This window comes from Phenylobacterium sp. LjRoot97 (assembly GCF_964254345.1).
Taxonomy (GTDB): domain Bacteria; phylum Pseudomonadota; class Alphaproteobacteria; order Caulobacterales; family Caulobacteraceae; genus Phenylobacterium.
This window is the reverse complement of record NZ_CAXUTH020000001.1, coordinates 4066551-4082721: the sequence shown is the minus strand read 5'-3', so window position 1 is coordinate 4082721 and position 16171 is coordinate 4066551. Positions and strand designations below refer to the sequence as shown.

The 16171-nt window shown below is 69.3% G+C and carries 22 protein-coding genes; 10 read left to right on the top strand and 12 right to left on the bottom strand.

The genetic code is table 11. The annotated features are described in order from the left end of the window. Positions 1 to 169 precede the first annotated feature (169 nt). Both ACSQ2H_RS20265 and ACSQ2H_RS20260 read right to left on the bottom strand, forming a co-directional pair. On the bottom strand, positions 170 to 613 hold the full coding sequence (locus ACSQ2H_RS20265) for an OmpA family protein (protein ID WP_436063168.1): 444 nt from the start codon (positions 611 to 613) through the stop codon (positions 170 to 172). Between the two features lie 96 nt (positions 614 to 709). Continuing rightward, positions 710 to 1045: a YMGG-like glycine zipper-containing protein gene (locus ACSQ2H_RS20260; protein ID WP_436063594.1), complete on the bottom strand. Its 336-nt coding sequence runs from the start codon at positions 1043 to 1045 to the stop codon at positions 710 to 712. A gap of 141 nt (positions 1046 to 1186) precedes the next feature. Between ACSQ2H_RS20260 and ACSQ2H_RS20255 the strand changes: the two genes are divergently transcribed. Both ACSQ2H_RS20255 and ACSQ2H_RS20250 read left to right on the top strand, forming a co-directional pair. Beyond that, entirely contained in the window at positions 1187 to 2065 is an 879-nt protein-coding gene (locus tag ACSQ2H_RS20255; RefSeq protein WP_436063167.1) for a diacylglycerol/lipid kinase family protein, read from the top strand. Beyond that, a complete protein-coding gene (locus ACSQ2H_RS20250; protein ID WP_436063166.1) occupies positions 2062 to 2844 on the top strand; it encodes a metallophosphoesterase family protein in 783 nt (260 codons plus the stop codon). The genes ACSQ2H_RS20255 and ACSQ2H_RS20250 overlap by 4 nt, the downstream gene beginning before the upstream one ends. A 46-nt stretch (positions 2845 to 2890) precedes the next feature. On the opposite strand, the gene ACSQ2H_RS20245 is transcribed toward ACSQ2H_RS20250, so the two are convergent. The 4 genes from ACSQ2H_RS20245 to ACSQ2H_RS20230 all read right to left on the bottom strand — a co-directional run bounded on the left by ACSQ2H_RS20245 (position 2891) and on the right by ACSQ2H_RS20230 (position 4543). After that, positions 2891 to 3064, bottom strand: a complete 174-nt coding sequence (locus tag ACSQ2H_RS20245) for a DUF1328 domain-containing protein (protein WP_183771352.1) — start codon at positions 3062 to 3064, stop codon at positions 2891 to 2893. A gap of 63 nt (positions 3065 to 3127) precedes the next feature. Further along, complete coding sequence (locus ACSQ2H_RS20240; protein ID WP_436063165.1) at positions 3128 to 3754, bottom strand: superoxide dismutase; 627 nt, start codon at positions 3752 to 3754, stop codon at positions 3128 to 3130. A 76-nt stretch (positions 3755 to 3830) separates the two neighbouring features. After that, positions 3831 to 4223: a hypothetical protein gene (locus tag ACSQ2H_RS20235; RefSeq protein WP_436063164.1), complete on the bottom strand. Its 393-nt coding sequence runs from the start codon at positions 4221 to 4223 to the stop codon at positions 3831 to 3833. Further along, the gene (locus ACSQ2H_RS20230; RefSeq protein ID WP_436063163.1) at positions 4220 to 4543 is read right to left on the bottom strand and encodes a glycine zipper domain-containing protein; all 324 of its coding nucleotides are present in this window, start codon (positions 4541 to 4543) and stop codon (positions 4220 to 4222) included. Before ACSQ2H_RS20230 ends, ACSQ2H_RS20235 begins: the two co-directional genes overlap by 4 nt. Positions 4544 to 4716: 173 nt before the next feature. Here ACSQ2H_RS20230 and ACSQ2H_RS20225 point away from each other — a divergent pair, with 173 nt between their 5' ends. Continuing rightward, on the top strand, positions 4717 to 6126 hold the full coding sequence (locus ACSQ2H_RS20225) for an HWE histidine kinase domain-containing protein (protein WP_436063162.1): 1410 nt from the start codon (positions 4717 to 4719) through the stop codon (positions 6124 to 6126). Here ACSQ2H_RS20225 and ACSQ2H_RS20220 read toward each other — a convergent pair. Continuing rightward, positions 6123 to 7175 carry an ATP-grasp domain-containing protein gene (locus ACSQ2H_RS20220; protein ID WP_436063161.1) on the bottom strand — a complete coding sequence of 351 codons (1053 nt, stop codon included), beginning with the start codon at positions 7173 to 7175 and terminating at the stop codon, positions 6123 to 6125. The two genes, ACSQ2H_RS20225 and ACSQ2H_RS20220, sit on opposite strands and share 4 nt — an antisense overlap. Before the next feature lie 42 nt (positions 7176 to 7217). Further along, a complete protein-coding gene (locus ACSQ2H_RS20215) occupies positions 7218 to 8015 on the bottom strand; it encodes an alpha/beta fold hydrolase (protein ID WP_436063160.1) in 798 nt (265 codons plus the stop codon). A gap of 95 nt (positions 8016 to 8110) precedes the next feature. On the opposite strand from ACSQ2H_RS20215, the gene ACSQ2H_RS20210 reads away from it, so the two are divergent. Next, positions 8111 to 8662, top strand: a complete 552-nt coding sequence (locus ACSQ2H_RS20210) for a cytochrome b (protein WP_436063159.1) — start codon at positions 8111 to 8113, stop codon at positions 8660 to 8662. A gap of 25 nt (positions 8663 to 8687) precedes the next feature. Beyond that, positions 8688 to 9383: a VIT1/CCC1 transporter family protein gene (locus tag ACSQ2H_RS20205; RefSeq protein ID WP_436063158.1), complete on the top strand. Its 696-nt coding sequence runs from the start codon at positions 8688 to 8690 to the stop codon at positions 9381 to 9383. Positions 9384 to 9443: 60 nt separating this feature from the next. Here ACSQ2H_RS20205 and ACSQ2H_RS20200 read toward each other — a convergent pair whose 3' ends face one another. Next, complete coding sequence (locus ACSQ2H_RS20200; RefSeq protein WP_269627887.1) at positions 9444 to 9653, bottom strand: cold-shock protein; 210 nt, start codon at positions 9651 to 9653, stop codon at positions 9444 to 9446. Positions 9654 to 9905: 252 nt separating this feature from the next. On the opposite strand from ACSQ2H_RS20200, the gene ACSQ2H_RS20195 reads away from it, so the two are divergent. Further along, on the top strand, positions 9906 to 10085 hold the full coding sequence (locus ACSQ2H_RS20195; RefSeq protein ID WP_436063157.1) for a hypothetical protein: 180 nt from the start codon (positions 9906 to 9908) through the stop codon (positions 10083 to 10085). A gap of 9 nt (positions 10086 to 10094) precedes the next feature. On the opposite strand, the gene ACSQ2H_RS20190 is transcribed toward ACSQ2H_RS20195, so the two are convergent. The 3 genes from ACSQ2H_RS20190 to ACSQ2H_RS20180 form a co-directional block, all read right to left on the bottom strand. Continuing rightward, positions 10095 to 11609, bottom strand: coding sequence for a M20/M25/M40 family metallo-hydrolase (locus ACSQ2H_RS20190; protein WP_436063156.1), 1515 nt, complete (start codon positions 11607 to 11609; stop codon positions 10095 to 10097). 87 nt (positions 11610 to 11696) lie between these two features. Continuing rightward, positions 11697 to 11948, bottom strand: a complete 252-nt coding sequence (locus ACSQ2H_RS20185) for an endonuclease domain-containing protein (RefSeq protein WP_436063155.1) — start codon at positions 11946 to 11948, stop codon at positions 11697 to 11699. A 148-nt stretch (positions 11949 to 12096) separates the two neighbouring features. After that, on the bottom strand, positions 12097 to 13305 hold the full coding sequence (locus tag ACSQ2H_RS20180; protein ID WP_436063154.1) for a CaiB/BaiF CoA transferase family protein: 1209 nt from the start codon (positions 13303 to 13305) through the stop codon (positions 12097 to 12099). A gap of 104 nt (positions 13306 to 13409) precedes the next feature. Here ACSQ2H_RS20180 and ACSQ2H_RS20175 point away from each other — a divergent pair, with 104 nt between their 5' ends. The 4 genes from ACSQ2H_RS20175 to ACSQ2H_RS20160 all read left to right on the top strand — a co-directional run bounded on the left by ACSQ2H_RS20175 (position 13410) and on the right by ACSQ2H_RS20160 (position 16171). Beyond that, complete coding sequence (locus tag ACSQ2H_RS20175) at positions 13410 to 14000, top strand: DUF4142 domain-containing protein (protein ID WP_436063153.1); 591 nt, start codon at positions 13410 to 13412, stop codon at positions 13998 to 14000. Between the two features lie 218 nt (positions 14001 to 14218). After that, positions 14219 to 14914 (top strand): fumarylacetoacetate hydrolase family protein, encoded by a 696-nt coding sequence (locus ACSQ2H_RS20170; protein WP_436063152.1) that lies wholly within the window; start codon positions 14219 to 14221, stop codon positions 14912 to 14914. Continuing rightward, positions 14911 to 15555: a maleylacetoacetate isomerase gene (maiA, locus tag ACSQ2H_RS20165; protein ID WP_436063151.1), complete on the top strand. Its 645-nt coding sequence runs from the start codon at positions 14911 to 14913 to the stop codon at positions 15553 to 15555. Before ACSQ2H_RS20170 ends, maiA begins: the two co-directional genes overlap by 4 nt. Next, the gene (locus ACSQ2H_RS20160; protein WP_436063150.1) at positions 15548 to 16171 is read left to right on the top strand and encodes a carbonic anhydrase; all 624 of its coding nucleotides are present in this window, start codon (positions 15548 to 15550) and stop codon (positions 16169 to 16171) included. The genes maiA and ACSQ2H_RS20160 overlap by 8 nt, the downstream gene beginning before the upstream one ends.

Below are 16171 nucleotides of genomic sequence, written 5' to 3'. Positions count from 1 at the left end.
TGAGACCGGCGAACATGCCGGTCTGCCGCCTCCGCACCCCTTTTCTCGATGATGCGCACTCAAGAGGCGGGCCTAGTGCCCGCCTTTTCTTGTGCGCCTTCTGCTGGAGCATTTTCGCCGAACCGGACGTCGTCCGGCGACGAAAACGCTCCTAGCTTTCGGCGAGGCCCTAGGGCGTGGTCAGCTCCAGGGTGACGTCGGCGCGGCGGCGCAGCGGGCGGGCTTCGCCGTCCTGGGTGACGGCGCCCTGCTGGCCGGCGGCCGCCAGGTCGAACTCGCCGGCCGGCAGGCCGGTGGCGACCAGCGCCTTGGTCACCGAGGCGACGCGCTGCTTGGAGAGCTCCAGATTGGCGGCCGGCGCGCCGACGGCGTCGGCCAGGCCCAGCACCTTCACCCGCTCGACCTTGCAGGCCTTGGCCGAGCTCGCGGCCTGCGAGAGCACCGCGCGGCCCTCGTCGGTGACCTCGGCGCTCTCAGGCTCGAAATAGATGTGGACGGTGAGGTCCTCACAGGCCGCGGGGGTCTCGATCTTCGCCCGCGCGCCGCCGGCCGGCGTGGTGGCGCATCCGGCCAGCAGCCCGGCGCTCAGCGCCGCGATCATCCACGTCTTCATTCCCAGCCCCATGTTCCTGCAGCTCTCAAATACGACGGTGGGCGGACAGCATAGCTGACCGCCCACCGCAGGCTAGTCTAGGTTGCGCTCGCGCGATCAACGCGGGCTGCCGTCTTCCCAGTAATAACGGCCCGAGCCGTTGTCGTAGTAGTAATACCGGGCGGCGCGCTCGTCGTAGTACTGGCGGCGGTTCTGGGTCTGGGCCCCGCAGCCGCCGTCCTGGCGACAGCCGCGCACCGCGCCCGCGCCGCCGCCCAGGGCCGCGCCGATGGCCGCGCCGGTTCCGGCGTCGCCGCTGCCGACGTTATTGCCGATCACCGCGCCCGCCAGCGCGCCCAGGGCGGCGCCGCCCGCGGCGTTGCGTTCGACGTTGCCGGTGGTGGTGCAAGCGCTCGCCAACAGAGCGGCGCCGGCCAGGGCCGCGAACGGCATGAGAGATTTGGCCTTGAGCATATGGCTCTCCTTACTTATCCCGCCGACCCCAACGCGCGCCTTACGGCAGAGTTCCGGACGGAACCGCGTCCAACCGCCGCCGTTAGGGGGCTGCTCCTACGGGGCGCTGGCAGAGGACAAATGGCTCAAGCACCCAAGATTTCCCGCATCGAGGCGGTGGTGAACATCTCTTCCGGCGGCGCGAGCGCGCAGGACGCCGAAGAGATGCGCGCCCTGCTGGCCGAGTACGGCGCCCACGCCAACGTCCAGGTCGCCGACGGCGGCGAGATCGAGCGGCGGCTGCGCTCGGCGGTCGATGCGGCGCCCGATCTGCTGGTCATCCTGGCCGGCGACGGCACCGCCCGCTCGGCCGCCGACATGGCCGGGCCGCAGGGGCCGATGATCGCGCCGCTGCCGGGCGGGACGATGAACATGCTGCCCCACGCGGTCTACGGCGCGGTCCCCTGGCGCGAGGCGCTGACCGGCGCGCTGGAGTCCGGCGTCGAGCGCGACATCGGCGGCGGTCTGATCGAGGGCCGCAGTTTCCTGGTCGCCGCCATCCTCGGGGCGCCGGCGCTGTGGGCGCCGGCCCGTGAGGCGGTGCGCGAGGGGCAGCTGCGTCTGGCCTTCGCCCGCATGCGCCGGGCCTGGCGGCGCGCCTTCTCCGGGCGCCTGCGCTACGCCCTCGACGATGGTCCGCGCGGCAAGGCCGAGGCCCTGGCGTTCCTGTGCCCGCTGGCCTCCACGGCGCTCGACAACGAGGCCCAGAGCCTGGAAGCGGCCGTGATCGACCCCCAGACCGTCGGCGAGGCTGCCCGCATCGGCTTCAAGGCGCTGGTCGACGACTGGCGCAACGATCCGGCGGTCAGCGCCGGCCCTTGCCTGCAGGCCCGCGTCTGGGCGGCGAGCCGGGTGCCGGCCGTGCTCGACGGCGAACCGGTCTGGCTGGCTTCCAACGCCACGGTCGACTGGCGCCCTCAGGTCGCCCGGCTGCTGGCCCCGGCCTCGGAGGCGCGATGATCCGCCTGGCCCATCTCTCCGACATCCATTTCGGCGGCGAGAACGTGGCGGCGGTGGAGGGCGCGGCCGAGATCCTCCGGCAGGGCGGCTTTGATCTCACCATCGTCTCGGGCGACCTTACCCAGTTCGGCGCTGTGGGCGAATTCGAGGCCGCAGCCGCGTGGCTGGCCTCTGTGCCGGGACCGCAGCTGGTCTGCCCGGGCAATCACGACGCGCCCTATCTGGCCTGGTGGGAGCGCTTCTTCGATCCCTTCGGCCGGTTCTCGCGGATCATCGGCGCGGCCGAGGCGCAGACCTTCGCGGGGGCGGGGCTGGCGGTCTACGGGCTCAACACCGCCCGCGGGGTGCAGCCGCGCGCCAACTGGTCCAAGGGTCAGATCTCGCGCGCCCAGAGCCGCGAGGCCATCGCCTGGCTGGCCGCCGCCCCGTCCGAGGCGCTGAAGGTGGCGGTCGTGCACCACCCGCTGGTCGAGATGATCGGCGGGCCGATGACCGGCAAGGTCTGGGGCGGCGAGGCGGCCGCCCGCGCCCTAGCCGAAGGCGGCGTCGACCTGGTGCTGTCGGGGCACATCCACGCGCCCTTCGTCTGGCCTTATCCGTTCGCGGGCGGCTGCGCCCACGCCGTCGGCGCCGGCACCCTGTCGGTGCGCGAGCGCGGGGTCGTCCCGAGCTTCAACATCATCGAAGCCGACGCGGACCAGATCCGCGTCATCGCGCAGGGCTGGGCCGGCTCGCGGTTCGAACCGCTGCGCAGCTGGGCGGTCAATCGCAGACACTAAAACGCCCGCCCCGGTGAGGGGCGGGCGTTTGATGTTCAGTGTTCCGCTAGAGCGCGCCGCGCCCTCGTACCAGATGCATGACGAGGGAAACCACGAAAAGCACCAGGAACACGAAGAACAGAATCTTGGCGACGCCCATCGCTGCGCCGGCGATCGAAGTAAATCCGAGTACGCCAGCGATGAGGGCGACTACCAGGAAGGTCAAGGCCCATCCAAGCATGTCGTTTCTCCGGTTATTGTGTCCGGATATGTAAACGCTCAGCTGTGCCTGACGTTCCGGGATCTAGACCGGACCGGGATGGGTCCAGCCGGATTCGCCCTTGCGGGCGGCGTCGTACTGGGCCTGGGCGAACGTCCAGTTCGGCAGCGCGTCAAACCAGGCCTTCAGGAAGCCCTCGCGGTCGTTCTTGTGATCCAGGTAGTAGGCGTGCTCCCACAGGTCGGCGACCAGCAGCGGCACAACGCCGGCTTCGGTCAGCAGGTTCACGCCATCGTGCGTGTCGACGATGCTCAGCGCGTCGCCCTTGGCGGCGAGCCACACCCATCCCGAACCGAAGTGGCCGACGCCCTTGGCCACGAACTGGGCCTTGAGCTGGTCGAGGCCGCCGAAGTCACGATCGATGGCCGCGGCCAGATCGCCGGAGACCTTCTGGCCGGGCGGGCTCATGCATTCCCAGAAGAAGGTGTGGTTCCACGCCTGGGCGGAGTTGTTGAACAGCTTGGCCTGGCCAACCGCGCCGCGAATGACCTCTTCCAGCGAAGCCGGCTTGGCCCCGGCTTCCTCGAGCATCGGATTCATGACGTCGAAATAGCGCTTGTGATGCTTGCCGTGATGCAGATGCATCGTGGCTTCCGAGATCACGGGCTCCAGCGCATTGTGGGCGTACGGAAGGTTCGGCAGTTCAAACATAGCAATTTCCTACGGGGGAGGGATCGCGGGCCAGCGCCCACGTCCCACACTAACCCGAACTGTGGTGTTTGGTTCTCTAGGATTTAGAGGCGCGGCCCGCCATCAGCGCCGAAACGACGGTGGCGGTGGTGCGCGGATTCTTCAGCGCCACGGCGGCGACCGCCCCGACGATGCCCAGCGCCACCCAGGGCTTGGCCTGGGCGAGTTCGAACATGCGCGAGCTGAGGTCCTTGTCCTGGTCGCGCTTGTGATGGCGCCGCGGCGGGCTGGCCATCATCAGCAGCACCATCCCGATCAGCCCGGCCAGCAACGCTGCGGCCGCAGCCACCAGCACACCGGCCCAGGCTTCGCCGACAAGGGGCTTGAGGCCCGCATGCAGGGCCATCGCCAGGAACACCACGCAAACAACCGCCGTCGCGGCGAGCGCGACGGCGGCGACGACGTAATAGAGCGCTCGCTTGAGGATCAATTTTTGCGGCCGCTGGCGAGCAGCAGACCGATCAGCAGGCCGACGCCGAGCGCCGCGCCGGTCGCCACCAGCGGGCGTTCCTTGACGCGTTCGACGACATAGCGCTGGGCGTCGTCGATGTGCTCGCCGGCGTTGTCGGCATAGGTGCGGCTCTGGGCGCGGATCTGTTCCAGACCCTCGGCGACGACCTTCTCGAACTTCTTGGCCGCTTCGCCGAAGCTGCGCTGCGCTTCGGCCGACAGCTTGGAGGCGGAGTCGGCCATCGATTGGGCCGCGGCCTTGGCTTCGTCTTTGGCGTGGTCGACGGCGTTGGTGGCCATGTCAGATTCTCCAAGTATTCAGCAGGTAACGCAGGGATGGCATGGAAGCCTTGCCACAACGTCAAAGGCAATAGGGGGTTCCGAAAATTGACTGAAAGACTCGGCGCGCAATTCAGGGCATACAACCGTTGGTTCCTGTCGCTCGGACCCGAACCCCGCTTAATGGTCGCGCCATGGTGAAGCCCGCCCCTGGACGCAATCTGGATCAAGAACGCCTCGAACTGGCGCTCGAGTCCGCGCGCCTTGGCGACTACGAATGGGACATGGTCGAGGACGTCGTGCGGATCAGCCCGCGCATGTCCGAGGTCAGCGGCCTGCCGGTCGGCGAATGGCCGGCCGAGAAGGGCGAATTCCTCTATCGCGGCGTGCACCCGGACGATCGCGACCGCACCCGCCAGTTCATGGAAGACTCGATGCGCGCTGAGGGCCGCTTCGAGGCCGAGTACCGCCGCATCCGCGAGGACGACGGCCGCACGGTCTGGATGCGCACCTCCGGCCTGCTGGTCTGCGACGACGAGGGCCGGGCGATCCGCGCGGTCGGCGTGGCCCAGGACATCGGCGACCGCCGGGCCGAGGAAGACCGCCGCCGCGCGCTGATGGCCGAGCTCGATCACCGGGTGAAGAACGTGCTGGCCGCGGTTCAGGCCCTGGCCGTCCAGACCGCCAAGCGCACCACCTCGCTCGACAGCTTCCTGTCGACCTTCTCCGGCCGCCTGAAGTCGATGGCGTCGGCCAACGAGCTGCTGACCGCCGCCCGCTGGCGCGGCGCGGCCATCGCCCACCTCGCCGCCGCCGAGCTCGGCGGCATCGCGCCGGGCCAGACCCGCTGGGATGGGCCTGAGCTGTTCCTCACCCCGCGTGGGGCCAACGCCCTGTCGCTGGCGCTGCACGAGCTGGCGACCAACGCCGTGAAGTACGGCGCGCTGTCGGTGGAGAGCGGGCGTGTCGACGTCCGCTGGGCCCAGATCGCCGACGGCGGCTTCGAGCTGTTCTGGACCGAAACCGGCGGCCCGCCGGTGGTGGCTCCGACTCACAAGGGCTTCGGCTCGACCCTGCTGGGCCAGGTCACCGGCCGGGAGCTCAACGGCGAAGTCGAGCTCGAGTATCGCCGCGGCGGCGTCAGCGTGCGCCTGCGCGCCGGTCCGGCCGCCGTGGTCTCCCGGCCCGAGACGGTTCCTGAAGCGCCGGCCCCCCGGAAGATCGAGGCCACGCCCGCCGCCCAGGGACCCGTCGACCTGCGCGGCAAGCGCGTGCTCATCGTCGAGGACGCGGTGCTGTTGGCGCTGGAACTGGAGACCGGGCTCTCCGACGCCGGGGCCCAGGTGGTCGGCCCGGCCTACGAGCTCGCCGAGGCGATGAGCCTGCTGGCCGGCCACATCGATGCGGCCGTGCTCGACGCCAATCTCAACGGTTTGGCGGTGACCCCGGTGGCCGAGGCGCTGGCCGCGCGCGGGGTGCCGTTCGTGTTCGCCACCGGCTACGGCGACAGCGGCGCGCCGATGGGCTTCGACGCCCCGATCATCCGCAAGCCGTACGACGTCACCCAGGTCGCCGCCGCCGTCGGCGCGCTGCTGGCGCCCTAAGCCGTCATCGCCAGCGTCGGGGTGGACCACGCCCCGCGGTGCAGCCAGCGCTCGGGCCGGGCGTGCAACTCGGCAAGCGCCGCTCGCACGGCCGTGACCGGCCCGTCCCACATGTTCGGCGGCGAAATGGTGCTGTTGTCGAGCGCGTTCATGCAGGCGTTGGCCTCGAACACCAGCAGCTCCCCGTTCGGCCGAAGCGAGACGTCCAGTCCGAAGTGGTCGAGGCCGACCGCGCGACGAATCGCGGTCAACGTCGGGGCGAGGCGCGGCAAGGTCAGGGTCTGGAAAGCCGCCAGCGAGGCGCGTTCCTCGGCCTCGGTGTTCGCAATGCGGTCGCCGGAGTGCAGCAGCCAGCGATCGCCGATGACCAGATGACGCCAGAACACGCGCTCGCCGACAAAGGTCAGCCGCAGTTTGCGATAGAGGCGGTCGTTGTCGGCGAAATCGATGTACTCGCTGGCGTAGACGGCCTCGTCGACGCCCAGCGGAAGGTGTGCGGCCTCAAGCTGCTCGCGACTGTCCAGCCGCATCAACCCTTTGCCGCCGTGCCGGCCGGCGGGGCGCAGCAACAGCGGAAAGCCGAGCCCGGCGTCGAGGATCGCAGCGATCAGTTCGGCTCGGGTCGGCGCGTTGAGGCGCACGGTCCGTGGGGTGCGCACCCCCGGAATCGTCGCCAATAGCCGGGCGCTGCGGTCCCGGCGCGAGTTCAGGACCGACGTGGGATGGTTCAGCACCGGCAGGCCCGATTGCTCTGCGATCAGCTCGGCCTTCGTGAGCGCTTCCGCATAGAGGTCGGGGTCGGCCATGTAGTTGACCAGCGGGACCCGCGGCAAGTTCAGCTGAAAAGCGCCGGGCCGGTTGTCCAGCCAGAGGTCGCGCCCGCTGCGGCGCAGGTCCGGCATGAACGAGAGGTAGCTGGCCGTGCCCTGAACCATGAAGCGCGGTCGGCCAAAGCCGCTCTCGACGGCCATGTGGCACTCGCCGCCAGCCGGGGCGCTGACCAGGAACAGGAACTCGGGGTGGGAATCGGTAAGCGAAGACTGTGACACTCGTGGCGTCGTAATCCGCTGGGCCGCCGAGGGGCAAGCGGCCTAGGCGTTGAGGAACGCGACCATATCGCGCACCGCGGCGCGGTCCTGGATCATGAACATGTGCCCGCCGTCGTAGAAGCGCAGCTCCGCGCCCGGAATCCTGCCGGCCAGCCGCTCCAGCGTCGCGGGCAGGGCGATGCCGTCGAAGCGGCCGCCGGCGACCAGGGTCGGGGCCGTGATCTGGTCCAGCCGCTCCCAGGTGTCGTGGTCGGCCCGCGCCTCGAGCTGGCGATGGGCGCCCTGCGCGCGGCCGGGCTCGTCCGCATACGGATCGGCCGCGGTCATGGCGATGATCTGGGCGTAGAGCTCGCGGTTGGCCGCCGCCCACGCCTCGTCGCGGCGGGTGTCGGAGATCGGCGTCAGATACCGCGCCCGCTCCTCGCCCTTCAGATGCTCGATCTCGTGGAACGCGAACGAGGCCCCGCCCGCGCCGCCCGGCGAGGTGCAGGCCAGCACCAGCCGGCGGATCCGGCCCGGATGGCGCAGGGCCAGTTCCTGGGCGACCATGCCGCCGAACGAGACCCCGATGACGTGGGCGCTCGCCCAGCCCTGGCTCTCCATCAGCGCGGCGGCGTCGTCGGCGTAGTCCGCCATGGTGTAGCGCTCGTCCGGCTTGTCCGACTGGCCCAGCCCGCGCTGATCGTAGCTGATCATGTCGAACGCCTTCGGGAACGGCCCGTCGAACTGGTTCGGCTTCACCCGCAGGTCGCCGCCCGTGCCGGAGATGAACAGCAGCGGCTCGTCGGCTCCCGCACGCTCGAAGTAGAGGTTGAGGCCGTTGACGGCGGCGATGGGCATGGCGTGTTGGGTCCCGCGGCAGGGGCTGCCGCCTTTGAGTTTGATCAATGCTGGCGCCAACCTCGCCGTTAGCGTGGGGAGAGGCAAGGAGTCCCATGTCGCTCACCAACACCCGCGCCGCCTACGGCTGGATCGCGATCGCCCTGCACTGGATCAGCGCGGTCGGGGTCACCGCCCTCTATTTCCTCGGCGAGCGGATGGAAGACGCTCCCGACCGCGCCGAGAAGATACTCGCGCGCGATCTGCACGTCTCGGTCGCGATGCTGCTGATCGCCTTCCTCGCCGCCCGGCTGTTCTGGACCGCGTCTCAGCCGTCGCCCCGGCCGATCGAACAGAACCGTGTCCTGCGCATCGCCGCCCGCGCGGTGCAGGGCCTTTTCCTGCTGATGATCGCGGCGTTGATCGTGACCGGCCCGTTGGCCGTCTGGTCGACGGGGCAGCCGTTGCAGGTCTTCGATGTGCTTGCGATCCCCAGCCCGTTCGCCGCTCGCGTGGACTGGCTGCATGAGGCCTGCGAGGAGGTGCACGGCGCGGCGACGAAGCTGTTCTGGCCGCTCATCGGGCTGCATGTCGCCGGCGCCGTAAAACACCTTGTTTACGACCGCGACCGCACGTTGCAGCGTATGCTCTGGGTCCGCCGGGCATGATCGGCGGCGCCAGCCGGGGGCGTCGATGAATCCGAAGCATCAGGAAATCCACTTCGTCGAGCGCATCGGTTGGCTGCGGGCCGCCGTCCTGGGCGCCAACGACGGCATCGTCTCGACCGCCTCGCTGATCGTCGGCGTGGCCGCCGCGGCCCAAGGGCGATCGGACATCTTGGTCGCCGGGGTCGCCGCCCTGGTCGCCGGCGCGATGTCCATGGCTGCCGGCGAATATGTCTCGGTCAGCTCCCAACTCGACACGGAAACCGCCGAGCTCTCGCGCGAGCGGGCCGAGCTGGCGACCCAGCCGGAGTTCGAGCGTGAAGAATTGACGGGGATCTATGTCGCGCGCGGCCTCACTCCAGACCTCGCCCGCCAGGTCGCCGAGCCGCTGATGGCCAAGGACGCCCTCGGCGCCCACGCCCGCGACGAACTCGGCATCAACGAGACCACCGCCGCCAAGCCGATCCAGGCGGCGTTCACCTCGGCCCTGACCTTCTCCGTCGGGGCTGGCCTGCCGCTGCTGGTGGCCGCGCTTGCGCCTTTGCCGGTCGTGGTGCCGGCGGTCTCGGGCGCCTCGCTGGTCTACCTCGCTGTGCTGGGTGCGGTCGGCGCCCGCGCGGGCCAGGCGCCGATGCTCAAGCCGGTGCTGCGCGTCACCTTCTGGGGGGCGATGGCCATGGCCGTCACCGCCGCGGTCGGCGCCCTGTTCGGCGTGGCGGCCTGACCACGAAAAACGGCCCGGCGCTTGGGCGCCGGGCCGTCGATCTTCGCAGCTGAGGTCGGCTTAGACCGCTTGCAGCTGGCCGGCCGAGTTCTTGCCGCTGCGCTTGTCGCGCTCCAGCTCGAAGCTCAGCTTCTGGCCCTCGTGCAGGGTGGCCATGCCGGCCCGCTCCACCGCCGAGATGTGCACGAACACGTCCGCGCCGCCATCGTCAGGCTGGATGAAGCCGAAACCCTTTTGGGCGTTGAACCACTTAACGACACCAATAGTCATGTTGTCCCTTTCCGGGCATGAGTTCTCGCGCCCAGAGTGGGTCGCAAGATCAAATTTTCGGAGAGGTCCGAAGGCAATTGTGAAGCTGATCTCTCAAGTAGAACTAGCGCCACGGCAGCGAGCCAAAACGACATTTGACCCACCCAAACTGCGGGAAATTTTCGCGGACGGCAAGAAATATATGGAAGATTCGCCGTCAGGCCCCCGGTATGCTATGGCTTGCCGATGCAAAAAGGTTTGGAACGGGCCGTTTTGACGGTCGCATTTCGTGACGGCTTCTGGGCCGTCGAGTTGGACGGCGACACCTTCGGCCACTCGCCGGACAAGGACATCGCCAAGGCCGCCGCCAATCGGCGGGCGCGGGAAGTGCAGGACGACGGCCGCCCCTGCCAGGTGCGGGTCAGCGGCGAACTCGGCTTCTTCGCCTCCTAGCCCCGGCGGCTAGGCGATCGACGCGATCTCATAGAGGAAGTCGGCGTAACCCACGGTCGCGCCGACCAGGCCCTCGACCTTCGGATTCGAGGATTCGATCACATAATACTCGTTCGGCGCATGGGCCCCGCTGCCGTGGCCCAGCCCGAACTGTCCGGCCGGCAGGCTGACGGGGGCGGAGGTGAACACCGCCCCGGGCCAGGATCCGGCCAACCGCGGATAGAGGCTGATCGGCACGCCGGCCTTCTTGTAGGTGGCGATCTCGGCCTTGATCAGGCGGCTGTTCTCGTCGGTCTCGGTCGGGTCGTAGCCGCCGCTGACATTGACCTCGATGTCGGTGAAGCCGCGCTTGTCCAGGTGCGCGCGCAGCTTGGCGACCGTGTCGTCCTTGGTCTGGTTGGGCACCAGCCGCATGTCGATCTTGGCGGTCGCCCGGCCAGGCAGGATGGTCTTGCCGCCCGGGCCCGTATAGCCGGACACCAGCCCCTCGATGTTCACTGTCGGCTGGCTGGCCAGCCGCTCCAGCGACTGCTCCCAGGGCATGTCGTCGATCCAGCGGTCGACGCCCATGGCCTTCTTGGCGTCGGCCTCGCTCATCTGCTGGGCGGCCAGACCGATCAGCTCCTTCTCGCGGGCGGTCAGCGGCCGGACCTTCTCGAAATAGCCGTCGATGGCCGGGGTGTTGCCGTCGGGCGTGACCAGGCTGGTCAGCGCCTGCACCAGCCGCCAGGCCGGGCTGTCGACTCGCGCCTTCTCGCTGGAATGGATGTCGGTCTTCGGGCCGCGGCCCCACTTGGCGCCGCTGGAGATCAGCTCCAGTTCGACGACGCCCTTGGCGCCCAGGTTGACGCTGACCCCGCCGTTGCTCGGGCTCTGCCAGCCGGCCGGGATGATCACGCCCTCGCAGCGCTTCAGCGCCGCCAGCACCTTCGGCTGGGTGACGATCTGGCGGAAGTTCGGGCTGCCGATCTCCTCCTCGCCCTCGCAAACCAGCACGATGTTCACCGGCGGCTTCTTCCCCGCGGCGCGGATGGCGTGCAGCGCGGCCAGGAAGGTCGCCTCCGGTCCCTTCTGGTTCACCGCCCCGCGCCCGACGATCACCTTGCCGAAGCCCGGCTTGTCGACGATACGCGCCTCCAGCGGCGGGCTCGACCACTCGGCCGGGTCGTACTGCTTCACGTCGTACATGAAGTAGATGCCGATGGTCCGCTTGGCCCCGACGTCCAGGGTGGCGAACACGCCTGGAAAGCCGGCGGTCGGCACCTTCTCGACGTGCTGGAACCCGGCGTCCTTCGCCAGGGCCATCATGTAGTCGCAGCCCTTGTCCATGTCGCGGTTCTCCGCGGCGATGGAGGGCAGGGCGATCCATTCCTGGATCCGCTTGACCGAGGCGTCATAGCCCTTCTCGGCCGCCAGCCGGATCGGCGTCACGTCCCCGCTCTGAGCGAAGGCCACGCCGGGCGCGAACAGGCTCGCGGCCCCCGCCGCCAGCAGCGTGCGGCGGCTCTGGATCAAGTCGGACATGCGGGCCCCTCCCCGGAAACAACTCGTGGGATTAGGACCGCATCGTGTGGTGGGCGCAAGGAGGCCCGTTCAGGTTGCGGTGAACAACTAGATGCTCCCCCGCTGGGCGTCCCGGACCGGCCGGATCCCCGTCCCATGGTTGTACCCGTCCACCTCCACGCAGAGCCGGGCGCTGTCGCAGTAGAAATCGAGGATGTAGGGGCCGGCGGGATGTTGTTTGCGAAAGTGCAGGCCATCGAGCTTCCGGCTCTTGATCGCCTTCCAGAGCAGGACCTCGGGCAGGGACATCGCCTTTCGCAGACCAAGCGCCAGCCGCCGGGTTCGCTCGGGCGCCTGCATGGTCAAAGTCCCCTCAGTCGGCCTTCGGCCGCCAGCTCCCCCAGAAGGGGAGCATCTGAAGAACATGCCCGCGGCTCGGCTCCGTCAAGATGCTCCCCCGCTGGGGGAGCTCCCGGCGCAGCCGGGTGAGGGGGACTTTGGACTCGGCCTAAACCACGCCCTTTGCCCGCAGCCCAGCCACGTCGTCGGCGCTGAGCCCGACTTCGGCCAGCACCTCGTCGGTGTGCTGTCCGAGGTCCGGTCCGGGCCAGCGCACGGCGCCCGGCGTCTCCGACAGCTTCGGGAAAGCGTTCTGCATCTTCACCTTGCCGAACACCGGGTGCGGCAGCTCCACGATCGCGTCGCGAGCCTGGTACTGCTCGTTCTCCAGCATGTCCGGGGCGCGGAACACCCGCCCGCACGGAATGCCAGCGGTCTCCAGGTGGTCGATCAGGTCGCCTAGCGTCCAGGTCGCGGTCCAGGCGGCGATGATCTCGTCCAGTTCCTTCTGGTTCACCCCGCGGGCCGCGTGGCTGACGAACTTCGGGTCGGCGGCCAGGTCGGCCCGGCCCATCGCCTCGGCCAGCCGCGCGAACACCGTGTCGCCGTTGCCGCCGATCAGGATCATCTCGCCTTCCGCGCACGGATAGACGTTCGACGGCGCGATGCCCGGCAGGATCGAGCCCGAGCGCTCGCGCACATAGCCGGTCAGGTCGTACTCGGTGACCAGGTTCTCCATCACCGCCAGCACGCTTTCGTACAGCGCCGCGTCGATCATCTGACCGCGGCCGGTGCGCTCGCGCGCGTGCAGCGCCATGGTGATCCCCATCACCGCATGCATGGCGGTCAGGCTGTCGCCGATCGAGATGCCGGCCCGCGCCGGCGGCCGGTCCGGCTCGCCGGTCACGTGCCGCAGGCCGCCCATCGCCTCGCCGATCAGGCCATAGCCGGCCCGCTTGGCGTAGGGGCCGGTCTGGCCGAAGCCCGACACCCGCGCCACGATCAGCCGCGGATTGCGGGCGCTGAGGGCCTCATAGCCCATGCCCCACTTCTCCAGCGTGCCCGGCCGGAAGTTCTCGATCAGCACGTCGGCCTGGTCGATCAGCTTGAGCGCGATGTCGCGGCCCTCAGGCGTGCGCAGGTCCAGGCCCACCGAGCGCTTGTTGCGCCCGATCACCGGCCACCAGGGCGAGAGCCCCTTGGGCAGGCTGCGGCCCCATTGGCGCATCGGGTCGCCGGTCTTGGGATCCTCGATCTTGATGACGTCGGCGCCGAAATCGCCGAGGATCTGGCCGCAGAACGGGCCGGCGATCAGGGTGCCCATCTCGACGACCTTCAGCCCCTGCAGCGGGCCGGTGTTGGTGGCGGCGTCGGTCACGTTTGCTCCCTCCCCGGAACGGATCACGCGTCTGTGAGTTCTGAACCCGTGCGCCGTCCGTTGGACCCGCGCCGATCATTTTAGTCAATCGTAAGGAGGGTTTGATGACCCGTAACCTGCTGATCGCGGGCGCGGCTATGGCTGCCATTTCGCTGGCCGCTTGTGGGCAGAAGACCGAGACCAAGGGCGCGGCCACCCCGGCCGAGCAGGCTGCGACACCGGACGCCAATCCCGCCGCCACCGTGGTCACGCCGTCGAACGAAGCCGCGGCGCCCGACTTCGTCGCCAAGGCCGCCGCCAGCGACATGTTCGAGGTCGAGGCCGCCAAGCTCGCCGCCACCAAGGCCAAGAGCCCCGAGGTCAAGAAGTTCGCCGCCGACATGGTCACGGCCCACACCAAGACCACCGAGGGCCTGAAGAAGGCGATCGCGGACTCGGGTCAGACCGCCCTGGCGCTGCCGACCGTTCTGCCGAAGGACCTGCAGGACAAGCTGACCGACCTCGGCAAGGCCGACAACTTCGACAAGGCCTACATGGACAACCAGGTCGACGCCCACCAGGCGGCGCTGGACGTCCTGCAGCGCTACGCCCAGGACGGCGACGTCCCGGCCATCAAGGCGTTCGCGGCCACGACGGCCCCGACGGTGCAGCAGCATCTCGACAAGGCCCGCGCCATCCGCGACGCGGTGAAGTAGCGCCGGCATAGTTCCTCCCCCATTGGGGGAGGTGGCGCGCGAAGCGCGACGGAGGGGGACTGCTGACTTTAGCAAGCCCCCTCAGTCAGCCATCCGGCTGACAGCTCCCCAAGCGGGGAGCGATTGTCCGCCCCGTCGACGACCCTCCGGCAAAAAACCCCCCGTCCTCCCACTACGGCAGGGTTCACATCGCCCTTTCCCAGGCGTAAGGCGGCGCTATGACAGCCTATGTCCTGCCGCCGACCGCTCCCGCCTCCGTGCCCGTGGAGGGCGAGACGGCGGCCTTTCCGGTCCGGCGCATCCTCTGCGTGGGCCGCAACTACGCCGCCCACCGCCGCGAAATGGGCGGCGACGATCGCGATCCCCCGTTCTTCTTCGCCAAGCCGGCCGACGCCGTCGTTCCGCCGGGCGGCCAGGTCCGCTATCCGCCCCGCACCGCCGACCTGCACCACGAGATCGAGCTGGTCGTGGCGCTCAAGGGCGGCGGCGCCGACGTGCCGGTCGAGCAGGCGCTCGGCCTCGTCTACGGCTATGCGGTCGGCGTCGACCTGACCCGCCGCGACCTGCAGAACGCCGCCAAGGACAAGGGCCATCCCTGGGATGCGGCCAAGGGCTTCGACGCCTCGGCCCCGATCTCGGCGATCCGCAAGTGGGACGCCGCGCCGCCGCAGGGCCGCATCGCGCTGAGCGTCAACGGCCAGCTCCGCCAGCAAGGCCGGGTCGCCGACATGATCTGGAACCTGGCCGAGGTGATCGCCGAGGCCTCCAAACTCTGGACCCTGGCGCCCGGCGATCTGATCTTCACCGGCACCCCCGAGGGCGTCGGCCCGATTGTCCCCGGCGACGTCGTCGAGGGCGAGGTCGAGGGCGTCGGCCAACTCCAGTTCACGGTGTCAGCCGGAGACGCGTCATGAGCCTCACCCTGCATTCCTACTGGCGCGCCACCGCGCCCTACCGCGTCCGCATCGGCCTCAACCTCAAGGGCCTCGACTACGGCTATGTGGGGGTGAACCTGCTGAAGGGCGAGCAGCACGCCGACGACTACGTCACCAAGCGCAACCGCCAGCACCTGACCCCCGCGCTGGAAACGGAAGGCCACGTCCTGGTCCAGTCCCTGGCCATCCTCGAATGGCTGGAGGAGACCCATCCTCAACCCGCCCTGCTGCCGACCGACGCCTTCGACCGCGCCACGGTCCGCGCCATGGCCGCCATCGTCGCCTGCGACATCCACCCGCTGAACAACATGCGCATCCAGAAGGCGCTCGAGCAGTTCGGCGTCGATGAGGCCGGCCGCCTGGAATGGAGCCAGCGCTGGATCGTCGACGGCTTCTCGGCGCTGGAGCCGATGGTCGCCCGCCACGGCAAGGGCTTCGCCTTCGGCGACGCGCCGACCCTGGCCGACTGCTGCCTCGTGCCCCAGGTCTACTCGGCCCAGCGCTACAAGGTCGACCTGTCGCCGTTCCCCGCGATCGCCGCCGCCGCCGCCCGTGCGGGCGAGCACCCGGCCTTCGCCGCCGCCCATCCCGATCGCCAACCGGACGCCGTGCATGCTTGAGGACCTGAAGGAAAACAACCGCCGCTGGGCGGCTGGAAAGCTCTCCGTCGACCCCGGCTTCTTCGAACGCCTGGTCGCCCAGCAGAGCCCCGAATATCTCTGGATCGGCTGCTCCGACAGCCGCGTCCCGGCCAACGAGATCGTCAATCTCGATCCGGGCGAGCTGTTCGTGCACCGCAACGTCGCCAACCTCGCCCCGCCGCAGGACGCCAACTACCTGTCGGTGCTGCAGTTCGCGGTCGACGTGCTGAAGGTGAAGCACATCATGGTCGTCGGCCACTACGGCTGCGGCGGCGTCGCCGCCGCCGTCGACGGCAAGCGCCGCGGCCTCGTCGACCACTGGCTGCACCCGATCCGCGAGGTCTATGCCGAGCACCGCGAAGAACTCGAGACCCTGCACGACCACGAGCGCATCGACCGCCTGATCGAGCTCAACGTCATGCGCCAGGTCCGCAACGTCGCCTCCGACGTCTTCGTCCAGGACGCCTGGGCCCGCGGCCAGAACATCAGCGTCCACGGCTGGGTCTATTCGATCGCCAATGGCCTGGTCACCGACCAGAACTGCACCATCAGCGGCCCCGGCGACCTCGACAAGGCCCGCGACGAGGGCCAGTAG